The sequence below is a fragment of the Sphingomonas sp. genome (assembly GCF_025353885.1).
Classification (GTDB): domain Bacteria; phylum Pseudomonadota; class Alphaproteobacteria; order Sphingomonadales; family Sphingomonadaceae; genus Sphingomonas_O.
Genome location: NZ_JANXNX010000011.1, coordinates 38906 through 59992, shown reverse-complemented (window position 1 = coordinate 59992; position 21087 = coordinate 38906). Strand labels below are relative to the sequence as shown.

19 protein-coding genes are annotated in these 21087 nt (G+C 62.3%); 8 read left to right on the top strand and 11 right to left on the bottom strand.

Annotation, left to right across the window (positions count from 1 at the left end; genetic code table 11):
• The coding region (locus Q0R02_RS01620; protein WP_367271405.1) for an alpha/beta hydrolase at positions 1 to 294 on the top strand (294 nt) is incomplete at its 5' end.
• A gap of 152 nt (positions 295 to 446) precedes the next feature.
• Here Q0R02_RS01620 and Q0R02_RS01615 read toward each other — a convergent pair.
• Complete coding sequence (locus tag Q0R02_RS01615; protein WP_293880220.1) at positions 447 to 617, bottom strand: hypothetical protein; 171 nt, start codon at positions 615 to 617, stop codon at positions 447 to 449.
• Between the two features lie 246 nt (positions 618 to 863).
• Between Q0R02_RS01615 and Q0R02_RS01610 the strand changes: the two genes are divergently transcribed.
• Together Q0R02_RS01610 and Q0R02_RS01605 are read left to right on the top strand one after the other, a co-directional pair.
• Positions 864 to 2048 (top strand): type III PLP-dependent enzyme, encoded by a 1185-nt coding sequence (locus Q0R02_RS01610; RefSeq protein ID WP_293880218.1) that lies wholly within the window; start codon positions 864 to 866, stop codon positions 2046 to 2048.
• Positions 2049 to 2169: 121 nt separating this feature from the next.
• Positions 2170 to 3222: a deoxyhypusine synthase gene (locus Q0R02_RS01605; RefSeq protein ID WP_293880216.1), complete on the top strand. Its 1053-nt coding sequence runs from the start codon at positions 2170 to 2172 to the stop codon at positions 3220 to 3222.
• A gap of 9 nt (positions 3223 to 3231) precedes the next feature.
• Here the strand turns inward: Q0R02_RS01605 and Q0R02_RS01600 are convergent, their stop codons facing one another.
• From Q0R02_RS01600 to Q0R02_RS01570, 7 genes are read right to left on the bottom strand one after another with little or no spacing between them, the layout of a single operon-like run.
• Entirely contained in the window at positions 3232 to 4401 is a 1170-nt protein-coding gene (locus Q0R02_RS01600) for a class I SAM-dependent RNA methyltransferase (RefSeq protein WP_293880214.1), read from the bottom strand.
• A complete protein-coding gene (locus tag Q0R02_RS01595; RefSeq protein ID WP_293880212.1) occupies positions 4398 to 5738 on the bottom strand; it encodes an NAD(P)H-hydrate dehydratase in 1341 nt (446 codons plus the stop codon). The genes Q0R02_RS01600 and Q0R02_RS01595 overlap by 4 nt, the downstream gene beginning before the upstream one ends.
• 1 nt (position 5739) lies before the next feature.
• Positions 5740 to 6075, bottom strand: a complete 336-nt coding sequence (locus tag Q0R02_RS01590) for a hypothetical protein (RefSeq protein ID WP_293880210.1) — start codon at positions 6073 to 6075, stop codon at positions 5740 to 5742.
• Positions 6056 to 7777, bottom strand: a complete 1722-nt coding sequence (gene ilvD, locus Q0R02_RS01585) for a dihydroxy-acid dehydratase (protein WP_293880208.1) — start codon at positions 7775 to 7777, stop codon at positions 6056 to 6058. Before ilvD ends, Q0R02_RS01590 begins: the two co-directional genes overlap by 20 nt.
• 56 nt (positions 7778 to 7833) lie before the next feature.
• A complete protein-coding gene (locus Q0R02_RS01580; RefSeq protein ID WP_367271406.1) occupies positions 7834 to 8610 on the bottom strand; it encodes a 4-(cytidine 5'-diphospho)-2-C-methyl-D-erythritol kinase in 777 nt (258 codons plus the stop codon).
• A gap of 2 nt (positions 8611 to 8612) precedes the next feature.
• Positions 8613 to 10235, bottom strand: coding sequence for a tetratricopeptide repeat protein (locus tag Q0R02_RS01575; protein WP_293880206.1), 1623 nt, complete (start codon positions 10233 to 10235; stop codon positions 8613 to 8615).
• Positions 10210 to 11874 (bottom strand): electron transfer flavoprotein-ubiquinone oxidoreductase, encoded by a 1665-nt coding sequence (locus tag Q0R02_RS01570; protein ID WP_293880204.1) that lies wholly within the window; start codon positions 11872 to 11874, stop codon positions 10210 to 10212. Before Q0R02_RS01570 ends, Q0R02_RS01575 begins: the two co-directional genes overlap by 26 nt.
• A gap of 145 nt (positions 11875 to 12019) precedes the next feature.
• Between Q0R02_RS01570 and Q0R02_RS01565 the strand changes: the two genes are divergently transcribed.
• From Q0R02_RS01565 to Q0R02_RS01545, 5 genes are all read left to right on the top strand, one after another.
• Positions 12020 to 12703 carry a uracil-DNA glycosylase family protein gene (locus tag Q0R02_RS01565; RefSeq protein WP_293880202.1) on the top strand — a complete coding sequence of 228 codons (684 nt, stop codon included), beginning with the start codon at positions 12020 to 12022 and terminating at the stop codon, positions 12701 to 12703.
• Complete coding sequence (locus Q0R02_RS01560) at positions 12700 to 14421, top strand: lytic transglycosylase domain-containing protein (RefSeq protein ID WP_293880200.1); 1722 nt, start codon at positions 12700 to 12702, stop codon at positions 14419 to 14421. The genes Q0R02_RS01565 and Q0R02_RS01560 overlap by 4 nt, the downstream gene beginning before the upstream one ends.
• Positions 14418 to 14942 (top strand): molybdenum cofactor biosynthesis protein B, encoded by a 525-nt coding sequence (gene moaB / locus Q0R02_RS01555; protein ID WP_293880198.1) that lies wholly within the window; start codon positions 14418 to 14420, stop codon positions 14940 to 14942. The genes Q0R02_RS01560 and moaB overlap by 4 nt, the downstream gene beginning before the upstream one ends.
• Before the next feature lie 44 nt (positions 14943 to 14986).
• A complete protein-coding gene (locus Q0R02_RS01550) occupies positions 14987 to 16060 on the top strand; it encodes a PA0069 family radical SAM protein (protein WP_293880197.1) in 1074 nt (357 codons plus the stop codon).
• Positions 16061 to 16151: 91 nt separating this feature from the next.
• Positions 16152 to 16844: a glutathione binding-like protein gene (locus Q0R02_RS01545; protein WP_293880196.1), complete on the top strand. Its 693-nt coding sequence runs from the start codon at positions 16152 to 16154 to the stop codon at positions 16842 to 16844.
• A 16-nt stretch (positions 16845 to 16860) separates the two neighbouring features.
• On the opposite strand, the gene dnaE is transcribed toward Q0R02_RS01545, so the two are convergent.
• The 3 genes from dnaE to Q0R02_RS01530 are packed head-to-tail and all read right to left on the bottom strand — an operon-like array spanning position 16861 to position 21076.
• The gene (gene dnaE / locus Q0R02_RS01540; protein ID WP_293880195.1) at positions 16861 to 20337 is read right to left on the bottom strand and encodes a DNA polymerase III subunit alpha; all 3477 of its coding nucleotides are present in this window, start codon (positions 20335 to 20337) and stop codon (positions 16861 to 16863) included.
• Positions 20338 to 20366: 29 nt separating this feature from the next.
• Positions 20367 to 20603, bottom strand: a complete 237-nt coding sequence (locus Q0R02_RS01535; protein ID WP_293880193.1) for a hypothetical protein — start codon at positions 20601 to 20603, stop codon at positions 20367 to 20369.
• The gene (locus tag Q0R02_RS01530; protein WP_293880191.1) at positions 20600 to 21076 is read right to left on the bottom strand and encodes a glutathione peroxidase; all 477 of its coding nucleotides are present in this window, start codon (positions 21074 to 21076) and stop codon (positions 20600 to 20602) included. Before Q0R02_RS01530 ends, Q0R02_RS01535 begins: the two co-directional genes overlap by 4 nt.
• Positions 21077 to 21087: the final 11 nt, after the last annotated feature.

Genomic DNA, 21087 nt, shown 5'->3' with positions numbered 1-21087 from the left:
CCCGAGATCAAGGGCTTCATCTCGATCGCGCCGCCGGCAAATATGTATGATTTTACGTTCCTTGCGCCCTGTCCTTCATCCGGAATCATCATTCAGGGGACCGGGGATGAGGTCGTGACACCGGGCGCTGTGCAGAAGCTTGTGGATAAATTGCGCACGCAGAAGCACATCACGATCCACCATGACGAGATCAAGGGTGCAAACCATCTGTTCCAGAACGAGTTGCCCGAACTGATGGGGTCTGTGGATAAGTATCTGGATATGCGCCTGTCGCCGGATTCGCCGATTCGTTGATCTGACCTGTTGATAAGCCGAAACCTGTCGTCACCCCGGCGAAGGCCGGGGCCTATACGGCTTTCAGCATGATATGCGCCTGAACCGACAGCCGGATAGGCCCCGGCCTGCGCCGGCGTGACGGTTATTGGTAACTGCCCCGGCGTCACGGGTTAAATCGTCATCACAACAACATTTCCCAGCAGTACCGCTGCGGCGATGATCATCAGCCACCCCTTGTCACGGTCCGTGCGCCCACGGATCAGCCGCCCTCCGCCCCATAAGAGGGCGAAGACAGCGACCATCGCAATGGCAACGAACCATGGTCCGGCACCGACCGTCATAAATATGTGGCACTGACATGCGATGGAACGGCGGAGTATTCTGCACGTTCATTCCAGATATTTTCGGTAAGTATCGGTTTTGCCACGCTTGTTTTGCCCTGTCTTAAATCAGAAACATTTCCTGAATCATTCACTTTACATCAATCTCACTGGACCATATATCGCCCTTCCCGCTGCCCCATGGGACTTCCAAACCGCAAGGCAGCTTTTTAGTCATTGTCTAACGACATTTGGAGGTCCCTTGAATTGCACAAGCATCCTACTGCGCTGGGGTTAGCGACCACCCTTCTGCCGGTTTCGCCGGTTACGCTTACCCGCTCACACGCAGCACGTCGTGCCGCCCGCTTCTTTGTCGAGAAGTTTCCGGGGCGCACGATGTATGCCGTGAAAGCGAATCCCTCGCCCGACCTGCTGACGCTGTTGTACGACAGCGGCATCACGCAGTTCGACGTGGCCTCCATCGCGGAAGTGCGACTGGTGGCAAACACGGTTCCAGATGCGACATTGTGCTTCATGCACCCGGTCAAGGCCGAGGAAGCTATCGCCGAAGCGTATCATACGCACGGTGTTCGCACATTCTCGCTCGATACTCTGGAAGAGCTGGGAAAGATCGTCCGCGCCACCAAGGGCGCGACGGACCTGACCCTGTGTGTCCGCATCCGGGTGTCGTCCGAACATTCCAAGCTCAGCCTGGCGTCGAAGTTCGGTGCCGAACCGGGGGAATTGCGCGAATTGCTGATCGCGACCCGCCAGGTGGCCGATGCCCTGGGCATCTGCTTCCACGTCGGGAGCCAGGCCATGTCTCCTGCCGCCTATTCGAGCGCGATGGAGCGGGTTCGGTCGGCCATCGTGGATGCGGCCGTTACCGTCGACGTCGTCGATGTCGGAGGCGGCTTTCCGTCGTCCTATCCGGGGATGGAGCCGCCACCGCTCGAGATATTCTTCGACGTCATCCACAAGTGTTTCGAGGATCTGCCCGTCAGCTACTCATCTGAACTGTGGTGCGAGCCCGGCCGCGCATTGGCCGCCGAATATTCGTCGCTGATCGTTCGCGTGGAAAAGCGGCGCGGTGACGAGTTGTACATCAACGACGGAGCCTATGGCGCGTTGTTCGATGCGGCGCATATCGCGTGGCGTTTTCCGGTCGAACTGCTGCGGGAATCCGATTCGAATGCGCGCGACATGGCGTTCAGCTTTTACGGCCCGACGTGCGACGATGCCGACTTCATGAAGGGGCCGTTCATGCTGCCCGCCGACATGAAGGCCGGCGATTATATCGAAATCGGGATGCTGGGCGCCTATGGTTGCGCGATGCGGACCGGGTTCAACGGGTTCGGTTCGGGGGACACAATCGAAGTCGCCGATGAGCCGATGGTCTCACTGTATGTCGAGGACCATCGGCGCATCGCTTCGAACGTCGTCAAGCTATAGAAATTGCCCCTTTCGTGTCGTGCACGAGAGGGGCAATGCGACCGTCGCGAACCTGTCACAGTTAAGTTTCATCTCAAATCAGCCTCGTTCGCACTTGTGATCGGGGATCAGGAGTTATTCAATGACAACGCCCCAAATCAACGCCCAGCGCAAGGCCGAGCTGTTGTCGACCAAGGTCGAGCATATCGACATCACCAGCTTCGATGCGCGACCGATCGTCGATGCGATGGCCAAGATGAGCTTCACGAGCCGCGATCTGGCGCGCGCCACGAACATCTATAACCAGATGCTCGAAGATCCCGATTGCACGATCTTCCTGGTCATCGCTGGTTCGACCAGCGCGGGCGGTTGCATGGACCTGTATGCCGAATTGCTGCGGTCGAACATGATCGACGGCGTCGTGGCGACGGGCGCGACCATCGTCGACATGGATTTCTTTGAGGGTCTTGGCCACAAGCATTACCAGGCACTCGATGTTCCAGACGACGACACGCTGCGTTCGCTGCTGATCGACCGGATCTACGACACCTATATCGACGAAGAGCAGTTGCAGGATTGTGATCACACGATCCTCGAGATCGCCAATTCGCTTGAAGCCAAGCCCTATTCGAGCCGCGCGTTCATTCGTGAGATGGGCAAGTATCTGAGCGAGCATGGCAAGAAGGACAACAGTCTGGTCAAGCTGGCTTATGAGCATGACGTGCCGATCTTTTGCCCGGCATTCGTGGATTCCTCCGCAGGCTTCGGCCTGGTCAAGCATCAGGTCGACCGCGCGAAAGAGGGCAAGCCGTACATGGTCCTCGATGCCATCGCCGATTTCCGCGAACTGACCGACATCAAGGTGAAGGCGGGGACCACGGGCTTGCTGATGATCGGTGGCGGCGTTCCCAAGAACTTTGTGCAGGATACGGTAGTTTGTGCCGAAATCCTGGGTCATGACGACGTCGCGGTGCATAAATATGCAGTCCAGATCACCGTCGCCGACGTTCGCGATGGCGCGTGTTCGTCGTCCACGCTTCAGGAAGCCGCAAGCTGGGGCAAGGTCAACACCGGGATCGAGCAGATGGTCTTTGCCGAAGCCGGATCGGTGATGCCGCTGCTAGCGTCGGATGCCTACCACCGTGGCGCGTGGAAAAACCGGGTGAAGCGCAAATGGGGCGCTATTTTCGATTGAGACGGGATTTTACCGCCTGAACGACGCCGCCAGCTCGACGTGAGTCGACCAGCGAAACTGCCCGACAGGCAGGATCCATTCGAGCTCATAACCCCCCGCGATCAGAACGGCGGCGTCGCGGGCGAAGCTGGACGGGTTGCAGGAGACATAGGCGATGTGTGGCACGGCCGATGTCGCCAGGCTGACGACCTGCTCGCGCGCGCCTGCTCGCGGCGGATCCAGGACCACAGCCTCGAACCGGGCCAGTTCGGATACGTCGAGCGGACGGCGGAACAGGTCGCGGTGTTCAACGGTCACGCGGCGGGTGGCGGCGAGTGCGAGAATGGCGTCGCGGGCGCCCTCCACGGCATGGACCGCTCCGGACAGCGACAGTGCGAACGTGCCGAGCCCGCTAAACAGGTCGGCGGTGACGGTCGCTGGTCCAATGATTTCGCGAACGGCGGCAACGAGTGCGGCCTCGCCATCGGCTGTCGCCTGCAGGAACGCGCCATCGGGCAAGCCAACGGGAACGCCCCCGAGCGTGATTGTGACATCACCGGGGATATAACGCGGTGACGGGCCATAGCCCTCGTCGATGGACAGGCGGGCCAGTTTCCGGGCGCGGCCAAAGTCGGTCAAGGCTTCGACGGCTTCGAGGCCCTCGACCGTAACTCCTTCGATCAACAGATCCACGCCCTGGTCGGCGCGCGTCATCGACACTTTGGCGCGGGCCTTGTCGGCCATGATTTTGCCGAGCAGCGTGCGAAGCGGGGCGACGAGCGCGAACAATTCGGGCAGCACGACATGGCATTCGCGCAGGTCGACGATGCGGTGGCTGGAGGCTTCGTTGAAGCCGATGATGACGCTGCGCCCACGCCGTTCGGCTTGGAAGGTCGCACGGCGGCGCGCGCGCGGTGGGGAGAGATGAACGGCGCGCATCTCAGGAATCGCCAGTCCCTGCGTCTGAAGCGCATGCGTGATTCGGTCGCGCAGATAGTCGGCATAGGTTGCATCGTCGGCGTGTTGCAACTGGCAGCCGCCGCAGTGTGGAAAGTGCCGACACGGCGGGGCCTGATGATGCGGCCCTGCGACGATGGTCCCGCCCGCCCCGACGACATCGCCGGGGACGGCGAACGGCGCATGCTGGCCGTCGGCGGTAACGCCCTCCCCCCGTGCTGCGATCCGGACGATGATGCTCACAGGCAGGCGGGCAGTTGCGCGAGCAAGTCGTCGGCGATCAACGCGGGACCGGCGCGGCGCGCAGCCTCGCCATGCAGCCAGACGGCGGCGCAGGCGGCCTGGTGCGGGGCAAGGCCGCGGGCGAGCATGGCACCGGCGATCCCGGCAAGCACGTCGCCAGTGCCAGCGGTGGACAGCCAGGCACTGGCCGGGGGGCAAAGCGTCGCCTGCCCGCCCGGTGAGGCGATGACGGTGTCGGCCCCCTTGAACACAATGGTTGCGCCGGACCGGTTGGCGGCGGCGCGGGCCTGGGCGATCTTGCTGCCATCAATGACGCCGAACGTACGGAAAAATTCTCCGGCATGGGGGGTCATGATGGTGGGGGCGGCGCGCTGCGGCAGGTCCGGGCCGAGCGCATCGCCGTCGAGGACCAGCGGATGTGGGCACGACAGCGCACGGTCGAGGACACCGCTGGCGTCGTTGCCGAGGCCCGGTCCGATTACGATTGCGCCGAGCCGTTTGTCCTCCAGCGCGACACTGAGCTGATCGAGACCGCGGCGAACAATCGCGTGGGGCAGTTGACCTCCAATGCCGATGCCGACCACGTAACCGGCCCCGCTGCGGGCGGCGGCTGTCGCGGATAGGGCGGCGGCTCCTGGCATGGCCCCGCCGACGACGACGACCATGCCGCGCGTATATTTATGATCGGTCGCTCCGGGCGGGGGCAAGTCGGGGCGAGCAAGGATATCGACCTTGCTGACACAGGGGATTCCGATGTCGGCAATGCGGACCTGACCGCAGAAAGATGCGCCCGTTTGCAGCAGATGGGCAGGCTTGGCAGCCCCGAGTGCCAACGTAAGATCGGCCCGGGTCGCGCCGAAGTCGCCGCCATCGTCGGTGCCGACGCCACTTGGCAGGTCGACGGCAATGACGAAGCCGGCATATTTTGCCAGTCGATGGAGCGATCCGGCGACTTCGGGCGACAGGGCCCGGGTCAGGCCGGTGCCGAACAATGCGTCGACCAGCACCGGTGCGGGCAGCGCATGATCGAGCGCGCCGACCGGCCCATCCCACATCGAGCGAGCCGCGATCGCCAGCTCGGTGCGCGGAGGGCAGATGGCCGCAATAGCGACTTCCAACCCCCAGGCCGACAACAAGCGGGCCGCGACATAGCCGTCTCCTCCGTTGTTGCCCGGACCGCACAGGATCAGCACGCTCTGGCCACCCGAAAACCGCCAGATCGCCTCCGCCAGCGCATAGCCGGCATTGTTCATCAGCGTCTGCAGGGGCACCCCGGATGCGCTCTCGGCGGCGCGCATTTCGGCGGCGGTCAGGACCGGGCCGGACAGCGGTCGCACGTTACTTGCGCGCCGGGAGACGATAGCGGTCGTTGCCTATCGAGACTTCGAGGCGACCGTCGGCGAGCGGATGGCCACTGGCCACATCGGCCCCGTCAGCGGCGCTGAGCGTGCCGTCGCTGGCAACGTCGAGACGGCGGAACCCGCCATTAGGGTGGCGCAACATCAGGCGCGTTGCGTCGGCGCTGTGCTCTACGGCGCAGTCGCGGGCGAATTCGGGAGCACCGCCAATCGCGCATTCAATCCGGTCAGCCTCGGGCACATCGATGGTCGCGGTGCGATGGCAACCGCCCAGCATCAGGACGAGCAGTGCGGCCCTAGATATCCGCATAGACATGACGTTCGGATTTTGCGCCTGGGTGGGTGACGGCACCCTGCCAGGCCGGACCAACGTTTTGCGCATAACGCCAGAGCGCACCCGATTGATAGTCGTTGACCCGGGGTCGCCAGGCATCCTTGCGCGTGGCGAGCACGGCCTTGTCCACCAGCAGGTCGATCGTGCCCAACTCGGCATCGATGGCGATCATGTCGCCGTCCTCTACCAGTGCGATCGGGCCACCGTCTGCCGCTTCGGGACCGACATGGCCGATACAAAAACCGCGCGTGCCGCCCGAAAAACGACCATCGGTAATCAGCGCCACCGATTCACCCATGCCGAGACCATAAAGCGCTGCCGTGGTGGACAGCATTTCGCGCATCCCCGGTCCGCCCTTTGGTCCTTCGTAGCGGATAACGATGACTTCGCCTTCCCTGATCAGGCGGGCCTCGACGGCGGCGAAACAGTCTTCCTCGCAATCGAAGACGCGCGCCGGACCGGTGAATTGCAGGCGGTGCATCCCCGCGACCTTCACGATGGCGCCATCGGGCGCGAGCGATCCGCGCAGGCCAACCACACCGCCGGTCGGACTGAGTGGCGTTCTGACGTCATAAATGACCTTCTGGTCGGGGTTCCACGTCACATTGTCGATATTCTCGCCCAGCGTGTGTCCGGTCACGGTCATGCAGTTGCCGTCGAGAAATCCGCCCGCCAGTAGCGTCTTCATCGCCATGTAGATGCCGCCCGCCTCGTTCATGTCCTTTGCAACATAACGTCCACCGGGCTTCAGGTCGGCGATATAGGGGGTCGTCTTGAACACTTCGGCGACATCGAACAGGTCGAACTCGATTCCCGCCTCATGCGCCATTGCGGGCAGGTGAAGCGCTCCGTTCGTCGACCCGCCGGTCGCGGCGACCACGCGCGCGGCGTTTATGAAAGCCTCACGCGTACAGATGTCGCGCGGGCGGATATTGCGCGCGAGCAATTCCATGACCTGTTCGCCCGCCGCATGGGCGATCTGGTCGCGGGTCGTAAAGGGCGCGGGCACCATGTTGCTGTTGGGAAGCGACAGGCCGATGGCCTCGGCGACGCAGGCCATCGTGTTCGCGGTAAACTGACCTCCGCAGGCGCCGTGTCCGGGACACGCGACCTTTTCTAGCTCGGTCAGGTCGGCGAGCGGGCATGATCCGGCGGCATATTTGCCGACCGCTTCGAAGACGTCGACCACGGTGACGTCACGGTCATGGTAGCGGCCCGGCAGGATCGACCCGCCATAGACGAAGATGCTCGGCACGTTCAGGCGAAGCATTGCCATCATCATGCCGGGCAGCGACTTGTCGCACCCGGCAAAGGTCACCAGCGCGTCATAACAATGCCCGCGCACCGACAGTTCGACCGAGTCGGCAATGACCTCTCGGCTGACCAGCGAAGATTTCATGCCCTGATGGCCCATGGCGATGCCGTCGGTCACCGTTATCGTGTTGAACCGCCGGGGCATACCGCCACCGGCTTCGACGCCGCCACGGCAGATGTCGGCCTGCGCGTTCAGGGTCGTGTTGCACGGTGCGCTGTCGTTTCCGGCGCTGGCGATGCCAACGAACGGACGGGATATGGCTTCCTCGTCGAGGCCCATCGCGTAATAATACGACCGGTGCGGCGCGCGTTCGGGACCAACCGACACGTGGCGGCTGGGGAGGCGGGATTTGTCGAAGATATGGGTCATGGTGCCGGACGCCTTGCCGGTCGCGGCCCCGGGAATCAAGCCGAGGCAGAAAATCGTTATCGCAGCGTACTGGCCATCGCCCAATATCGCGGCAACACTGCGGCATGGGCGGCATCGCGCGCGGCGATCGAATCGAACAGCGCAAAACAGGTCGCGCCCGATCCCGACATGCGCGCCATCGTTGCGCCAGGCTGCCCCGCAAGCCAGTCGATGATGGTGGCTATTTCCGGAATGAGTGCGCGCGCCGTTGACTCCAGATCGTTCCGTCCAGCCTGCCATTCGGCCAGCGCGCCCCGGTCCTGGCCGTCCCACCCGGCGAACACCTGCGCGGTCGAAAGCGGGATCCGGGGATTGACGAGCAGGATGGGTGTCCCGGCAACCTGCACGACTGCGGTGAAGGTGTCTCCCACCCCCTCTGCCCGCATGGTCTGGGAGACGACACACGCCGGGACGTCGGCACCAAGGGCACGCTGATCCGGGAGAGGAGGCAGCGGGATGTCCCAAAGTTGCGACAACAGGCGCAACGCCGCCGCCGCATCGGCCGAACCGCCGCCAATGCCACTGGCAATCGGCAGGTTCTTGGTCAGTCTGATCGCCGCCCCGCGACCCTGGCCCATCAGGTCTGCCGCGCGCAGGACCAGATTGCCCTCGACCTCCAGTCCCGCTGCAAAGGGACCGTCGATCGTCAGCGACATCGCGTTCGCCGTCGTCACTTCGACACGGTCGCCATGCGCGCAGAATGCAAAGACGGTCTCAAGATCGTGATAGCCATCATCCCGCCGCCGCCGCACGTGGAGCGCAAGATTGACCTTCGCATAGGCAGTATCGCTGATTATCAGGGTAACCCCCGCGCAATTTTCTGGTCAAGGCGCGCGGCCATGTCGCCGTCGGCCTGGAGCCGTGCCGCCGCCCATGAATAACGGGCGTCGATGCGGCGACCGTCGTGCCAATAGGCATCGCCCAGATGCTCGCCGATCTCTGGCTCCGCATTGTCCAGTGTGACCGCGCGTTCCAGCCCGACGATCGCCAGGTCGTTGTAGCCGAGCCGATAATTGGCCCAGCCAAGCGAATCCATTATCGCCGCGCTGTCCGGCTTGATCTGTGCTGCTGCCGACAGAAATCCCAAGGCGCGCTCGGCGTCCTCACCGTGGACGACAAGCCCGTAGCCGAGCTCGTTCAGGAGCGCGGGCTCGCCGGGCATTAGGGTGAGCGCCTGTTCCAGATAAGGCCGCGCCGCCGTCCAGTCTCCCGCTCGGTCGAGCGCATTGCCGATCGCGAACATCAACGTGCCGCGGGCTTTCGGTTCCTTGCTCGCAGCCAGGACTTGCTGAAATATGTTGGCAGCCTGTTTGAAGTTTCCTCGCCGCGCTTCGATGTCGCCGACGCGGGCGAGGTCGTTGATCGACCCCCTCGCCCGCTCCCGCGCCTCGGCAACGGCCTGGTCGACCTCTCCCATCGCTTCCAGAAGATCGATGCGGAGCGAAGTGGCGTCGTTCCCGTAAACCGGATCTCCCGCGACCCGGTCGGCCAGCGCAAGTGCGGCTCTCTTGTCCTTTCCAAGGGCAAGTGCGCCCGCCGCGATGAGAGCGATGCGTGGGTTCTGCGGGTCCGCAAATTCTGCGAGGCGAGCCAGCGTCACAGCGGCCCTGCCCGACCCCTGCGTGATCAGATCTCCCGCCATACGCGACAACAGGAACGCGGTGCCGCTGGCCGGGATTTCGGTGGCGATGTCGAGCTTGTGTTTCTGGGCGATCAGTCCCCGCGCGATAACCGTCGATCGGTCATCGGCAATGAGCAGGCGGTTTGCAGCATCACGCTGGCGACGCTTTGCCAAAGTGGCCGCCGCCGTCAGCCGCAGCGATTGAGATCGATACGGGTCATGCCGCCACAATGTCTGGACGAGGGTGCTGCCGCCATCCACGTCACCGCGAGCAAGCATCAGCAGCGCATGGTTTTCCTGGACATAGGCATCGTTGGCGGTCAGCGCACGGTTGGCGGCGCCCGGGGCGGCAGCAATCGGGTCGGCGGCAACCCCGGCCAGCGTCAGCCAATCGGCGAGGATCGGCACCATGAAGGCAAACTCGGTCGACCGCGAAATCATGTCCAGGCGCGCGCGGGCGGCCTGCCAGTCACGATCGCGCAACGCCGCAATATAGAGCACCAGGCGGCCATCGGCGGGCACGAAGTCCAACCGCTCGAGCGATTGGGCCGCGCGCAGGGCCAGTCGGTAGTCGCCGCTAATGATCGCCTGTCGATAGGCGTGGAGCGCGACGGTCTTTTGATCGGGCGCCGCTGTCAGCGCGTCGTTGTAGAGGTGCACGGTTTCGCTGCCGCCAGCAACCCGGGCCCGGGCGTATAGGCCGAGCGCGGAAGGGTTGCCCCGACCGGCCAACGCCTCGACCGGACCGAAACCGGCCAGCAACAGGGCCAGGCTACATATTCGGGTAGTTCGGGCCACCGCCGCCCTCCGGCGTCACCCAGACGATGTTCTGCATCGGGTCCTTGATGTCGCACGTTTTGCAATGGACGCAGTTCTGCGCGTTGATTTGAAGCCTCGGATCGCCGACGTCCTGCCCGACGATCTCATAGACGCCGGCGGGACAATAGCGCTGTTCCGGACTGTCATACAGCGCCAGGTTGACGGTGATCGGGACGTCGGGATCCTTCAGTGTTAGATGGACCGGCTGATCTTCCTCGTGATTGGTGTTCGAAATAAAGACGGATGACAGTTTGTCGAAGCTCAGCACGCCGTCGGGCTTTGGATATTTAATCGGCTTGACCAGATCCTTGCGCCACAGGCTGTCGTTGTCCCGGTGATGCTTCATCGTGAAGGGCAGACCAATCTTCAGCGTGCGCATCCACATGTCCATGCCGGCCAGAACCGTCCCGATGGTTCCGCCGAATTTGGCGACGAGTGGCTCGGTGTTGATGACCTTTTTCAATTCGCTCGCGATCCAACTGTTGCGGACGGCGGGTTCGTAGTCGCTCAATTCGTCGGAAGTGCGGCCGGCCTTGATTGCAGCGGCGGCGCTTTCGGCGGCCAGCATCGCCGACTTCATCGCCGTATGGCTGCCCTTGATCCGCGGCACGTTCACGAACCCTGCCGAGCAGCCGATCAGCGCACCGCCCGGGAAGGCCAGTTTCGGGACCGACTGCCAGCCACCCTCGTTGATGGCACGCGCACCATAGGAGACACGGCGGCCTCCTTTAAGGATAGCAGCAATCTCCGGATGATGTTTCCAGCGCTGAAACTCCTCGAATGGAGACAGATGCGGGTTGGAATAATCGAGCGCGACGACGAAGCCCAGTGCGACCTGGTGGTTAGCTTGGTGATACAGGAACCCGCCGCCCCACGCATCGTCAAGCGGCCAGCCCTGGGTGTGCACGACGCGCCCGGGAACGTGCAGAGCGGGGTCGATGTCCCACAGCTCTTTCAAACCGATACCATAGACTTGTGGCTCACAATTGGCTTCAAGATCAAACTTTGCCTTCAGCTGGCGCGTCAAATGTCCTCGCGCGCCCTCTGCAAAGAAAGTGTATTTCGCGTGGAGCTCGAGCCCGGGCTGGTAGTCGGATTTGTGCGACCCGTCGCGAGCGACACCCATCTCTCCGGTCGCGACGCCTTTGATCGAGCCGTCATCGCTGTAGAGGACTTCCGCAGCAGGGAAGCCCGGGAAAATTTCGACCCCCAGTCCCTCAGCCTGTTCAGCCAGCCAGCGACACAAATTGCCGAGACTGCCGGTATAGGTGCCCTTGTTGTTCATGAACGGTGGCATCATCAGATGCGGCAGGGCATATTTCTTGCGGGCCGTCAGCACCCAGTGCCAGTTGTCCGTAACCGGGACGTCGGCCAGCGAGCACCCCATTGTCCGCCAGTCGGGGAGCAGTTCGTCGAGCGCGCGGGGATCGACGACCGCGCCTGACAGGATGTGCGCGCCGACCTCCGATCCCTTTTCCAGAATGCAGACAGCCAGGTCGCTGTCCAATTGTTTGAGCCGGATTGCAGCGGCCAGGCCCGCCGGGCCACCGCCGACGATGACGACGTCATAGGGCATCGATTCACGATCGACTGCGTTCTCGGTTTCCTGCTCGCTCATCACACTTCCTTATCTCATCCGGCACTTCGGCGCGCGCGGAAAACGGACTGTCTGCATCTTCGGTCACAAAGATTGACCGCGAGGTCAACATCCCGCTTGATCTTGGCAGATGGGGCTCACAACCGAAACTACGACTGGCGATCACGTGTCGAGTGCGATGCGGTGGTGGCGCGATGCCGGTGTTGACGTCATGATCGACGAAAAACCACGCAATTGGCTCGCTGCCGCCGTAGCGGCACCTGACCGCCCGCCGGTGGTCGTCACCACCCGGGTTGAAAAACCAAAATCTCTCGAAACACTGGTCGACTGGCTGATGACGAGCAACAATGTTCCCGAAATTGGTCCGGTCGCGCGGCGGGTTCGACCGGCTGGAAATGCGTCAAGTGGGCTGATGGTGCTAACCGGGGTTCCCGAAATCGCCGATGTCGAATCGGGCTTGTATTTCGCCGGAGCGCTGTCGCCGCTATTCGAAAAGATGCTGGGTTCACTCGGTCGTGACCGCGATACAATCTATCTCGCGAGTGTCTCGCCGGGCCGTCCGCCAAGCGGTCGGCTGAGCGATGCGGCGGTCAAGTCCTTGTCCGAACTGGCGCGCGACCATGTCAGGTTCGTGGCACCCCAACAGCTTTGGGTGGTTGGATCGGCGGCGAGTTGTGCAATCCTCGGGATGACCGACGTGCAGGCAAGCGGAAGTTTACAGACTGTTAACCTTGATGGTGTCATGGTCGACGTCATTGCAACGGCCCATCCGCGCATCCTCGATACCCGCGAGAAAAAGAAGCGGGCGTGGGACAGTATGAAGCTATTGGTTGAAAAGGACGTTTTGTGAAATTTGGTCTGGCTCTGGCGACAGTTCTTCTGGCAGCGAGCGGTATTTCAGGCGTCGCACAGGCATCTACCGCATCAACTGCCAACGTCGTGCTGCCGGTCCAGCTTGGACCAAATGCCCGCGCGCAATATCAGGAAATATTCGCTGCAATCGATGCGCAGGCCTGGTCGGACGCAGGCTTGAAACTGGATGCAATGCCGGCAGGGCCGCTTCACCCGGTCGCACGCGCGTTGATCTATCTGGGCAAGGGTTCGCCAAGGATCGAAGGTCCCGCCTTATCCGCACTGGCAACCCAGGCACCCGAGCTTCCGCAGTCGGTGGCGCTGGTGCGTCTGGCGTCGTCGCGTGGCGCGGACGCCGTGCCCGCGCTTCCCGAGGTGCGGCAACTCTACTGGCTGGGCACCGCGCCCCGCCGTTCGCGCGTGTCGGCAACAACCGGTGACCCGCAAGCGGCTTGGCTCGCCGCGCAGATTCTGCCGCTGATCAAGGAAGATCGGCCCATCGAGGCCGAGGCGCTGCTGGTGATGAACGAGGACAAGCTGTCCCCTGCCGCCGTCACCGAATGGCGGCAACGCGTGGCGTGGTCGTATTTCCTAACCGGTGACGACAAGAACGCTCGCGCCCTGGCAACGCGCGCCAGTGCCGGAACGGGAGACTGGGCGGCGCAAGGGCAGTGGGTCGCGGGGCTCGCAGCTTGGCGGCAAAAGGATTTTACCGGCGCTTCGGACGCGTTCTCCGCTCAAACGCGGATGTCGTCCGATCCAGAGATGGTGGCGGCGGGTCATTATTGGGCGGCGCGGGCCGACATGGCCGCGCATCAGCCTGACCGTGTGCAGCCGCACCTTCGGGCAGCGGCGCGGCTCGATGAGACATTCTATGGCCTGCTGGCACAGGCGGCGATGGGACTCGCTCGGGCCAAGGACGACGATGGCAGCGCGACAATCCGCGCTGTTGCCGATCATCCCAACATCCGCGCCGCCCTGGCGCTTGCTGAAATCGGACAGCTCGACCGGGCCGACGAACTGATCCGCTGGCAGGCACGCATTGGCGTCCCTATCGAACATGCGACGCTGACCCTGATTGCCGGCAAGCTGAACCTGCCCGCGACGCAATTGTGGCTGGCTCATAATGGCCCGACGGGTGCACGGACCACGGCGGAGGGCCGTTATCCTGCCCCCAACAGTTGGGTGCCGCAGGGCGGTTGGCGCGTGGACAAATCGCTGGTCTTTGCCCATGCGCTCCAGGAATCGAACTTTCGTGTTAATGCGACAAGTGCTGCCGGAGCGCGTGGCCTGATGCAGGTCATGCCCGCCACCGCGCAAATCATGGCACGCAACAAGGGCGAGACCGTCATGGGGTCGCTCGCATCGCCGTCGGTCAACATGGAATATGGCCAGACCTATATCGAGAAGCTGCGGGACATGAGCGTCACCGGTGGGCTGCTGCCGAAAGTGATCGCCGCCTACAACTGCGGTCCGGGTCCACTCGACCGCTGGAACGCGCGCGGCGAGGCACTCAATCGCGATCCGTTGCTTTACATCGAATCGATTTCTTACTGGGAGACGCGCGGGTATGTGACGACCGTCATGCGCAACTACTGGATGTATCAACAACAGGCGGGCAAGAAGACCGCGAGCCGCGATGCGCTGGTACAGGGCTTGTGGCCGAAATTCCCCGGCGCCGTGCAGGTCGCGAGTGCCGAGCGGGCCGGCCATTGATCGACGAGGCTGCGACGTTCCTGCCGGTCCGGATTGCGGTTCTGACGGTTTCCGATTCGCGCAGCGCAGTCGACGACCGGTCGGGCGACAAGCTGGTCACGCTGCTGACTGACGCGGGCCACGTCCTTGCCGAGCGCGCGATTGTGCGTGACGACGTCGATGCGATCGTTGCCCGGCTGCACGCATGGATTGACCAGGAAGAAGTCGACTGCATCGTTTCCACCGGCGGCACCGGGGTGACGGGGCGTGATGTCACGCCTGATGCACTGGCGCGACTGGGTGGCAAGGATATTCCGGGCTTCGGCGAACTCTTCCGCTGGTTGTCATTTGCCAAGATTGGCACGTCCACCATCCAATCGCGGGCCTGCGCGGTTGTAGTCCGCGGCACCTATGTCTTTGCGCTGCCGGGTTCCACCGGCGCAGTCGAAGACGGCTGGACAGGCATTCTCAGCACGCAGCTTGATAGCCGCCACCGGCCCTGTAACTTCGTCGAACTGATGCCGCGCCTGCGCGAAAGATAGCTTTCGCACTGGACAGGATTGTCATCCTGTTCCATGTATGTTCCATGCAAAAGCCAAAACGCACGGTGCGGGGGGCGACACTAAATTCCGCCAGTGGGCGTTTCAATGTGCCTGTGCGCGAAGACAATGACGATTGGCTGGACGATCGGGAAGCTCTGGACGGTGCCCCTCCCCCACTGCGCACCACGGTCACCGTCGAGCGTCCCAAAACGATCATCTCGTTTAATGCATCCCCGGATGTTCCGTTCGATCGCTCACTCAATGCTTATCGCGGCTGCGAACATGGTTGCATTTATTGCTTTGCGCGGCCGACTCATGCGTTTCATGACTTGTCGCCGGGCCTCGACTTTGAGAGCAAGCTTTTTGCCAAGCCCGATGCCGCTGCGTTACTGCGCGTCCAGCTTACGAAGCCCGGTTACCATGTTGCGCCGATCGCGATGGGCACCAATACCGATCCCTATCAACCGATCGAGCGCCAATGGCGGATTACGCGTGAGTGCATTGCGGTCCTTGCCGAAACCCGGCACCCGCTGATGATTACGACCAAGTCGGACCGGGTGCTCGACGACCTCGGGGTGCTCGCAGAGATGGCTTCGGAAGGGCTGGTATCGGTGATGATGTCAATCACGTCGCTTGACCCGCGAATTGCCATGACGGTCGAGCCGCGTGCCCCCACTCCGCGCCGCCGCCTGATCGCGGTGGAAAAGCTGGCTGCTGTCGGAGTATCGGTGCAAGTGTCAATCTCGCCGGTCATCCCGGCCATCACAGATGGCGAAATGGAACATATTCTGGCGGCTGCGGCCGATGCCGGAGCCATGCGGGCATCGTTCATCCCGGTGCGCCTGCCGTTCGAGGTTGCCCCCCTGTTCCGGGCATGGCTAGACGAATACTTCCCCGACCGGGCAGGCAAGGTGATGACGATGATCCAGTCAATCCGAGGTGGGCGCGACAACGATCCAGGTTTTGGCACAAGGATGCGGGGATCGGGGCCGTGGTACGACCTGATGCTCACGCGCTTCAGGATAGGCTGCAAGCGGCATGGATTGAATAGCGACCGCGTCCGTTTGCGGACCGACCTGTTCCGTCCGCCGATGGGCGCGCAGATGCGGCTTTTCTGAACTTTCTCGTTTAAGTAATCTGCTTCTCCCTGTTTCGCGGCGCGCCCGTGCCTATCTTTGCAACACCTCCGCAACAAACAAGGAAACCGGGATGATCGAACTACACAGTTGGCCCACGCCGAATGGGCTGAAGATTTCGCTGTTTCTGGAAGATGCAGGTGTCGAGAACACGATATTTCCGGTCAACATCGGCAAGGGCGAGCAATTCGATCCACCCTTCCTGAAGATTTCCCCCAACAATCGCATTCCGGCGATTATCGATACTGCACCCGCCGATGGCGGCGCGCCGATCACTCTGTTCGAATCGGGCGCGATCCTGCTATATCTGGCCGAGAAAACCGGTCAATTCCTGTCGCGCGACATCCGGCAGCGGACCACCACGCTGGAATGGCTGTTCTGGCAGGTTGGCGGCCTTGGCCCGATGGCGGGGCAGAACGGCCATTTCAATGTCTATGCGCCAGAAAAAGTGCCTTACGCCATCGAGCGTTATGTCAACGAAACCAAGAGGTTATACGGTGTTCTGGACAAACAACTCGATGGCAGGGACTATGTCGCCGGCGACTATTCGATTGCCGACATGGCCATTTATCCGTGGATCGTACCGCATGAGAACCACAAGCAGAACCTGGCCGACCATCCCCATCTGAAACGCTGGTTCGACAGGGTCGGCGCGCGCCCTGCCGTGCTGAAGGTCTATGCCGGCAAGGAGGCAGCCTATGGGGCGAGGACCACGCCCATGACCGACGAGGAACGCGCAATATTGTTCGGCAGCAGGCCCAAATAACCGATCGTGGCGCTGGTCAGGAAACCAGCGCCAGCTTCGGCGATATCGCCTGTGTGAGGCTGATTGCATCGATGCCGTCGAGCGCCCCGATCCGGTCGGCCAGTTCGCCGTCGATTAGGAAATCACGACCCAGCAACAGTTGTGCCTCGGCGCCTGTGGGCAGCGCAACGGTCACAAACACTTCGCTGCGCCCGCCACGCGAGCCTGTCAGCAGCGACGCGAGCGCCGTTATCCCCGCGCTGTCATGCACGCGCACATCCGCTTTCAATCGCGCGTTCCCCGCCAGTCCCTCCAATGGCTGGATACGCCGGACCGTTACGCGGGGTGTTTCCTCGCCGGGCTTGCGATCAAGCTCGACGGTGAACAAGCCGCAGCCGCCGTTGCGCGCCGCTTCCTCGATATTCTTCGACACATCGTCATCGAAACACGTTGCCACGAACTGGCCCGAAGCATCGGACATCGTCGCCATTAGATAGCGTCGGCCGCGCGCCGAGGTCCGATATTTAACCTCTTCGACCAGCGCCGCCATGACCGCTGTCGCCCGCGAGCCATCGCCGGGTGCAGGCTGCGCGCACAGCGCCGAATAGCTGCGCGCACCGTGGGTCGCCGCGACGTGTGAATATCGGTCTGCCGGATGCGCCGAGAAATAATAACCAAAGGCGTCCTTTTCGGCGGTCATCCTGTCTGACAATGTCCAATTGGCCGTCCGCGGAATCTGGATCGCGGCCATGGTTTCCACGACGCCACCGAACAGCCCGCCCTGCCCGCTCGACCGACCGCTCTCAGCAGAATTTGCCACAGCGAGGATGTTTTCGGCAACGGCAAAAGCCCCGGCACGATTTTCGGTGAGCGCGTCGAACGCCCCGCCACCCGCCAGACTTTCAAGCTGACGGCGATTGATCAGTCGCGGATTTATCCGGTGCGCCAGGTCGTCGAGGCTCTTAAACGGCCCGTTCTCCGCCCGCTCCTCGCAAAGCTGTTCCATCGCCCCTTCGCCAACGCCCTTCAACGCGCCAAGTGCGAACCGCACGACCAGCCCGTCGTCATCCGATTCCACCGTGAAGTCAGCGCCGCTGGCGTTGATACAGGGTGCCAGCGCGCGCACGCCCATGCGGCGCATGTCATCGGCAAAAATCGCCAGCTTATCGGTGTTGCTAAGGTCATAGGCCATCGAAGCCGCGAAAAAGTCCTGCGGGTAGTGTGCTTTGAGCCACGCCGTCTGATACGAAAGTACGGCATAGGCGGCGGCGTGACTTTTGTTAAAACCATAGCCCGCAAACTTGTCGATCAGGTCGAACAGTTCGTTGGCTTTGGGCGGTGCAATGTCATTGGCGGCACACCCCGAAACGAAGCGCGCACGCTGATCGTCCATTTCCTTCTGGATCTTCTTGCCCATCGCGCGGCGCAATAGATCTGCTTCGCCAAGCGAATACCCGGCCAGCACCTGGGCCGCCTGCATCACTTGTTCCTGATAAACGATGATGCCGTAAGTTTCGGACAGGATCGTTTCCAGCAGAGGATGCGGATATTCGATGATGACACGGCCGTTCTTGCGGTCGGCAAACAGCGGAATATTATCCATTGGCCCCGGGCGATAGAGCGCACCGATGGCGATGATGTCGCCGAAATTGCTGGGCCTGACCGACGACAGCGCGCGTCGCATTCCTTCGGATTCGAGCTGGAAGACGCCGACCGTGTCCCCTTTTTGCAGCAAGGCATAAACCGACTCATCGTCCCATCCCAGGGTATCCAGGTTGGGACGGTGGCCGTCGCGTTCCTCGATCATGTCAAGCGCGCGTTGCAGCACCGACAGTGTCTTCAGCCCGAGAAAATCGAATTTCACCAGTCCCGCCGCCTCGACATATTTCATATCAAACTGCGTCACGGGCATGTCGGAACGCGGGTCACGATACAGCGGAACTAGTTGGTCCAGCGGCCTGTCGCCGATGACGACACCCGCCGCATGGGTCGAGGAATGGCGCGGCAACCCCTCCAGCTTCATGGCCAGGTCGAACAGTCGGCGCACGTCGGTATTGGACTTATACTCGGCCGCCAGTTCAGACACGCCGTTCAACGCGCGTTGCAACGTCCACGGATCGGTCGGATGATTTGGCACGGCCTTGGCTAGGCGATCGACCTGGCCATAGCTCATCTGGAGGACGCGCCCGGTATCCTTCAGCACAGCGCGCGCCTTCAGCCGTCCAAACGTGATGATCTGCGCCACTTGCCCGCGGCCATATTTGCGCTGGACATAGCGAATAACTTCCTCGCGCCGCGTCTCGCAAAAGTCGATGTCGAAATCGGGCATCGACACGCGGTCGGGATTCAGGAAACGCTCGAACAACAGGCCGAGCTTCAGGGGATCGAGGTCGGTGATGGTGAGCGCCCAGGCGACGACCGACCCGGCACCCGAACCGCGCCCCGGCCCGACGGGAATATTATTGTCCTTCGCCCATTTGATAAAATCGGCGACGATCAGGAAATAACCGGAAAATCCCATGTTGGTAATGACGTTCAGTTCGAAGTCGAGCCGCTTGCGATAGACCTCCGCGTCGGTCACGGGGACCAGCGCCAGTCGCACATCGAGCCCGGCATGGGCATCGCGGATCAATTGCGCCGTCTCGGCTTGCGGGTCGCCCGCCAGACTTGGCAGGATGGGCTTGCGCGTGGGCGCGTCGACCGCGCACCGCTGTGCCAGTACCAATGTGTTGGCCAGCGCCTCGGGCAAATCGTCGAACAGCTTGCGCATGTCGTGGGCGGGCTTGATCCAGGCGTCCGGCGAACTCTTGGCGCGATCATCGCTATCGACGTAGGCCGAGGCGGCGATGCAGAGCATCACATCGTGCGCGTTGTGAAAGCTCGCCTCGCCATAGCAAGACGGGTTGGTGGCGACGAGTGGCAGGTCTCGACCATCGGCAAGCGCAATCAGATGAGGCTCGGCTGCACCTTCGACCGCATCAAGACGACGGGCAAGTTCGACGTAGAGCCGCCCTGGGAACAAAGCCGTCAGCCGGTTGACATAGACGCTGGCCGAATCGTGCTGGCCAGCGGCGAGTAGCTTAGCCAGCGCCCCCTCGGCACCGGCAGTCAGCGCAATCAGGCCATCGGCATGAAGCGCGAGCTTGTCGAAAACGACATGGGCCTGCTCCTCGATCGGCCTTCCCAGGTGAGCCTCTGACACCAGCGCGCAAAGATTATTGTAGCCAGTCTCATCCTGAGCATAAAGCGCCAGCCAGTCGTAGGCTGGTGGCGCGCCCTGAGGCAGGTCAGGCCGTGCGACGCAGAGCAATGTGCCGATAATCGGCTGAACCCCCGCCGCACGACATGCATCGGTGAAGGGCATGACGCCGTAAAGGCCGTTGCGGTCACAGATTGCCACTGCCGGAAAACCGAGTTCGCGCGCGCGCTTCGCGATTTCCTTGGGATCGATGGCCCCTTCGAGCATGGTGTAGGCGGAGAAGACACGAAGGGGAACGAACTGCGCGTGGGCCATCGCCCGTGTTAACGCTTATCTGTCACGCATCAAACCGGAAAGTCGTCGCGCGCCGCCAGTTCGACGATCTGCGCGACATTAATCGTCCCTTGCGCGCCTCCATCGATGACCATGCGCGCACGTTCATGGGCCGTCATTCCGGCGACCTTCGCAACCATCTCGGCAAGAGTGCCCGTATCCCGCTCGTGGAAATCATACGACATCTCGGAACCCGAATCATCGCGTTCGATCAGCTTGGCAGGGGCGGACCAGTCAGGCGTTTTCACGACAGCAATTTCTCGATCTCAGGCGCGAGGGCGGCGGGCTTTTCGGTAGGGGCGTGACGCGATACGACATTGCCCTGTCTGTCGATCAGGAACTTGGTGAAATTCCATTTGATCGATTCAAGACTCAGCAAGCCCGGTTTGGCGTGCTTCAAAAATTTGTAGAACGGGTCAGCACCGTCGCCGTTGACTTCAACCTTGGCCAGGACCGGGAACGACACGTCATAGGTCAGCGCGCAGAAACTGGCGATCTCCGCCGCGTCGCCCGGCTCCTGTCCGCCAAATTGGTTGCATGGAAAACCAAGGACAGTCAGCCCGCGCGGGCCATATTCGCTCTGCAGCGCTTCCAGCCCCTCGTATTGCGGCGTAAACCCGCATTTGGACGCCACGTTCACGACAAGGATGGGGCCGGTCATCTCGGACAGGGCCAGATCGCTGCCGTCCGCACGCTTAACAACGAAGTCGTGGCTGTTCATCGGCATGCTGT

Bases quoted from the DNA above. Each gene is read 5' to 3' on its own strand.
- Q0R02_RS01615 (WP_293880220.1), bottom strand. From the start codon at position 617: ATGACGGTCGGTGCCGGACCATGGTTCGTTGCCATTGCGATGGTCGCT.
- Q0R02_RS01605 (WP_293880216.1), top strand. From the start codon at position 2,170: ATGACAACGCCCCAAATCAACGCCCAGCGCAAGGCCGAGCTGTTGTCG.
- Q0R02_RS01590 (WP_293880210.1), bottom strand. From the start codon at position 6,075: ATGTCTATGCGGATATCTAGGGCCGCACTGCTCGTCCTGATGCTGGGC.
- ilvD (WP_293880208.1), bottom strand. From the start codon at position 7,777: ATGACCCATATCTTCGACAAATCCCGCCTCCCCAGCCGCCACGTGTCG.
- Q0R02_RS01570 (WP_293880204.1), bottom strand. From the start codon at position 11,874: ATGAGCGAGCAGGAAACCGAGAACGCAGTCGATCGTGAATCGATGCCC.
- Q0R02_RS01550 (WP_293880197.1), top strand. From the start codon at position 14,987: ATGCAAAAGCCAAAACGCACGGTGCGGGGGGCGACACTAAATTCCGCC.
- Q0R02_RS01545 (WP_293880196.1), top strand. From the start codon at position 16,152: ATGATCGAACTACACAGTTGGCCCACGCCGAATGGGCTGAAGATTTCG.
- dnaE (WP_293880195.1), bottom strand. From the start codon at position 20,337: ATGGCCCACGCGCAGTTCGTTCCCCTTCGTGTCTTCTCCGCCTACACC.
- Q0R02_RS01530 (WP_293880191.1), bottom strand. From the start codon at position 21,076: ATGAACAGCCACGACTTCGTTGTTAAGCGTGCGGACGGCAGCGATCTG.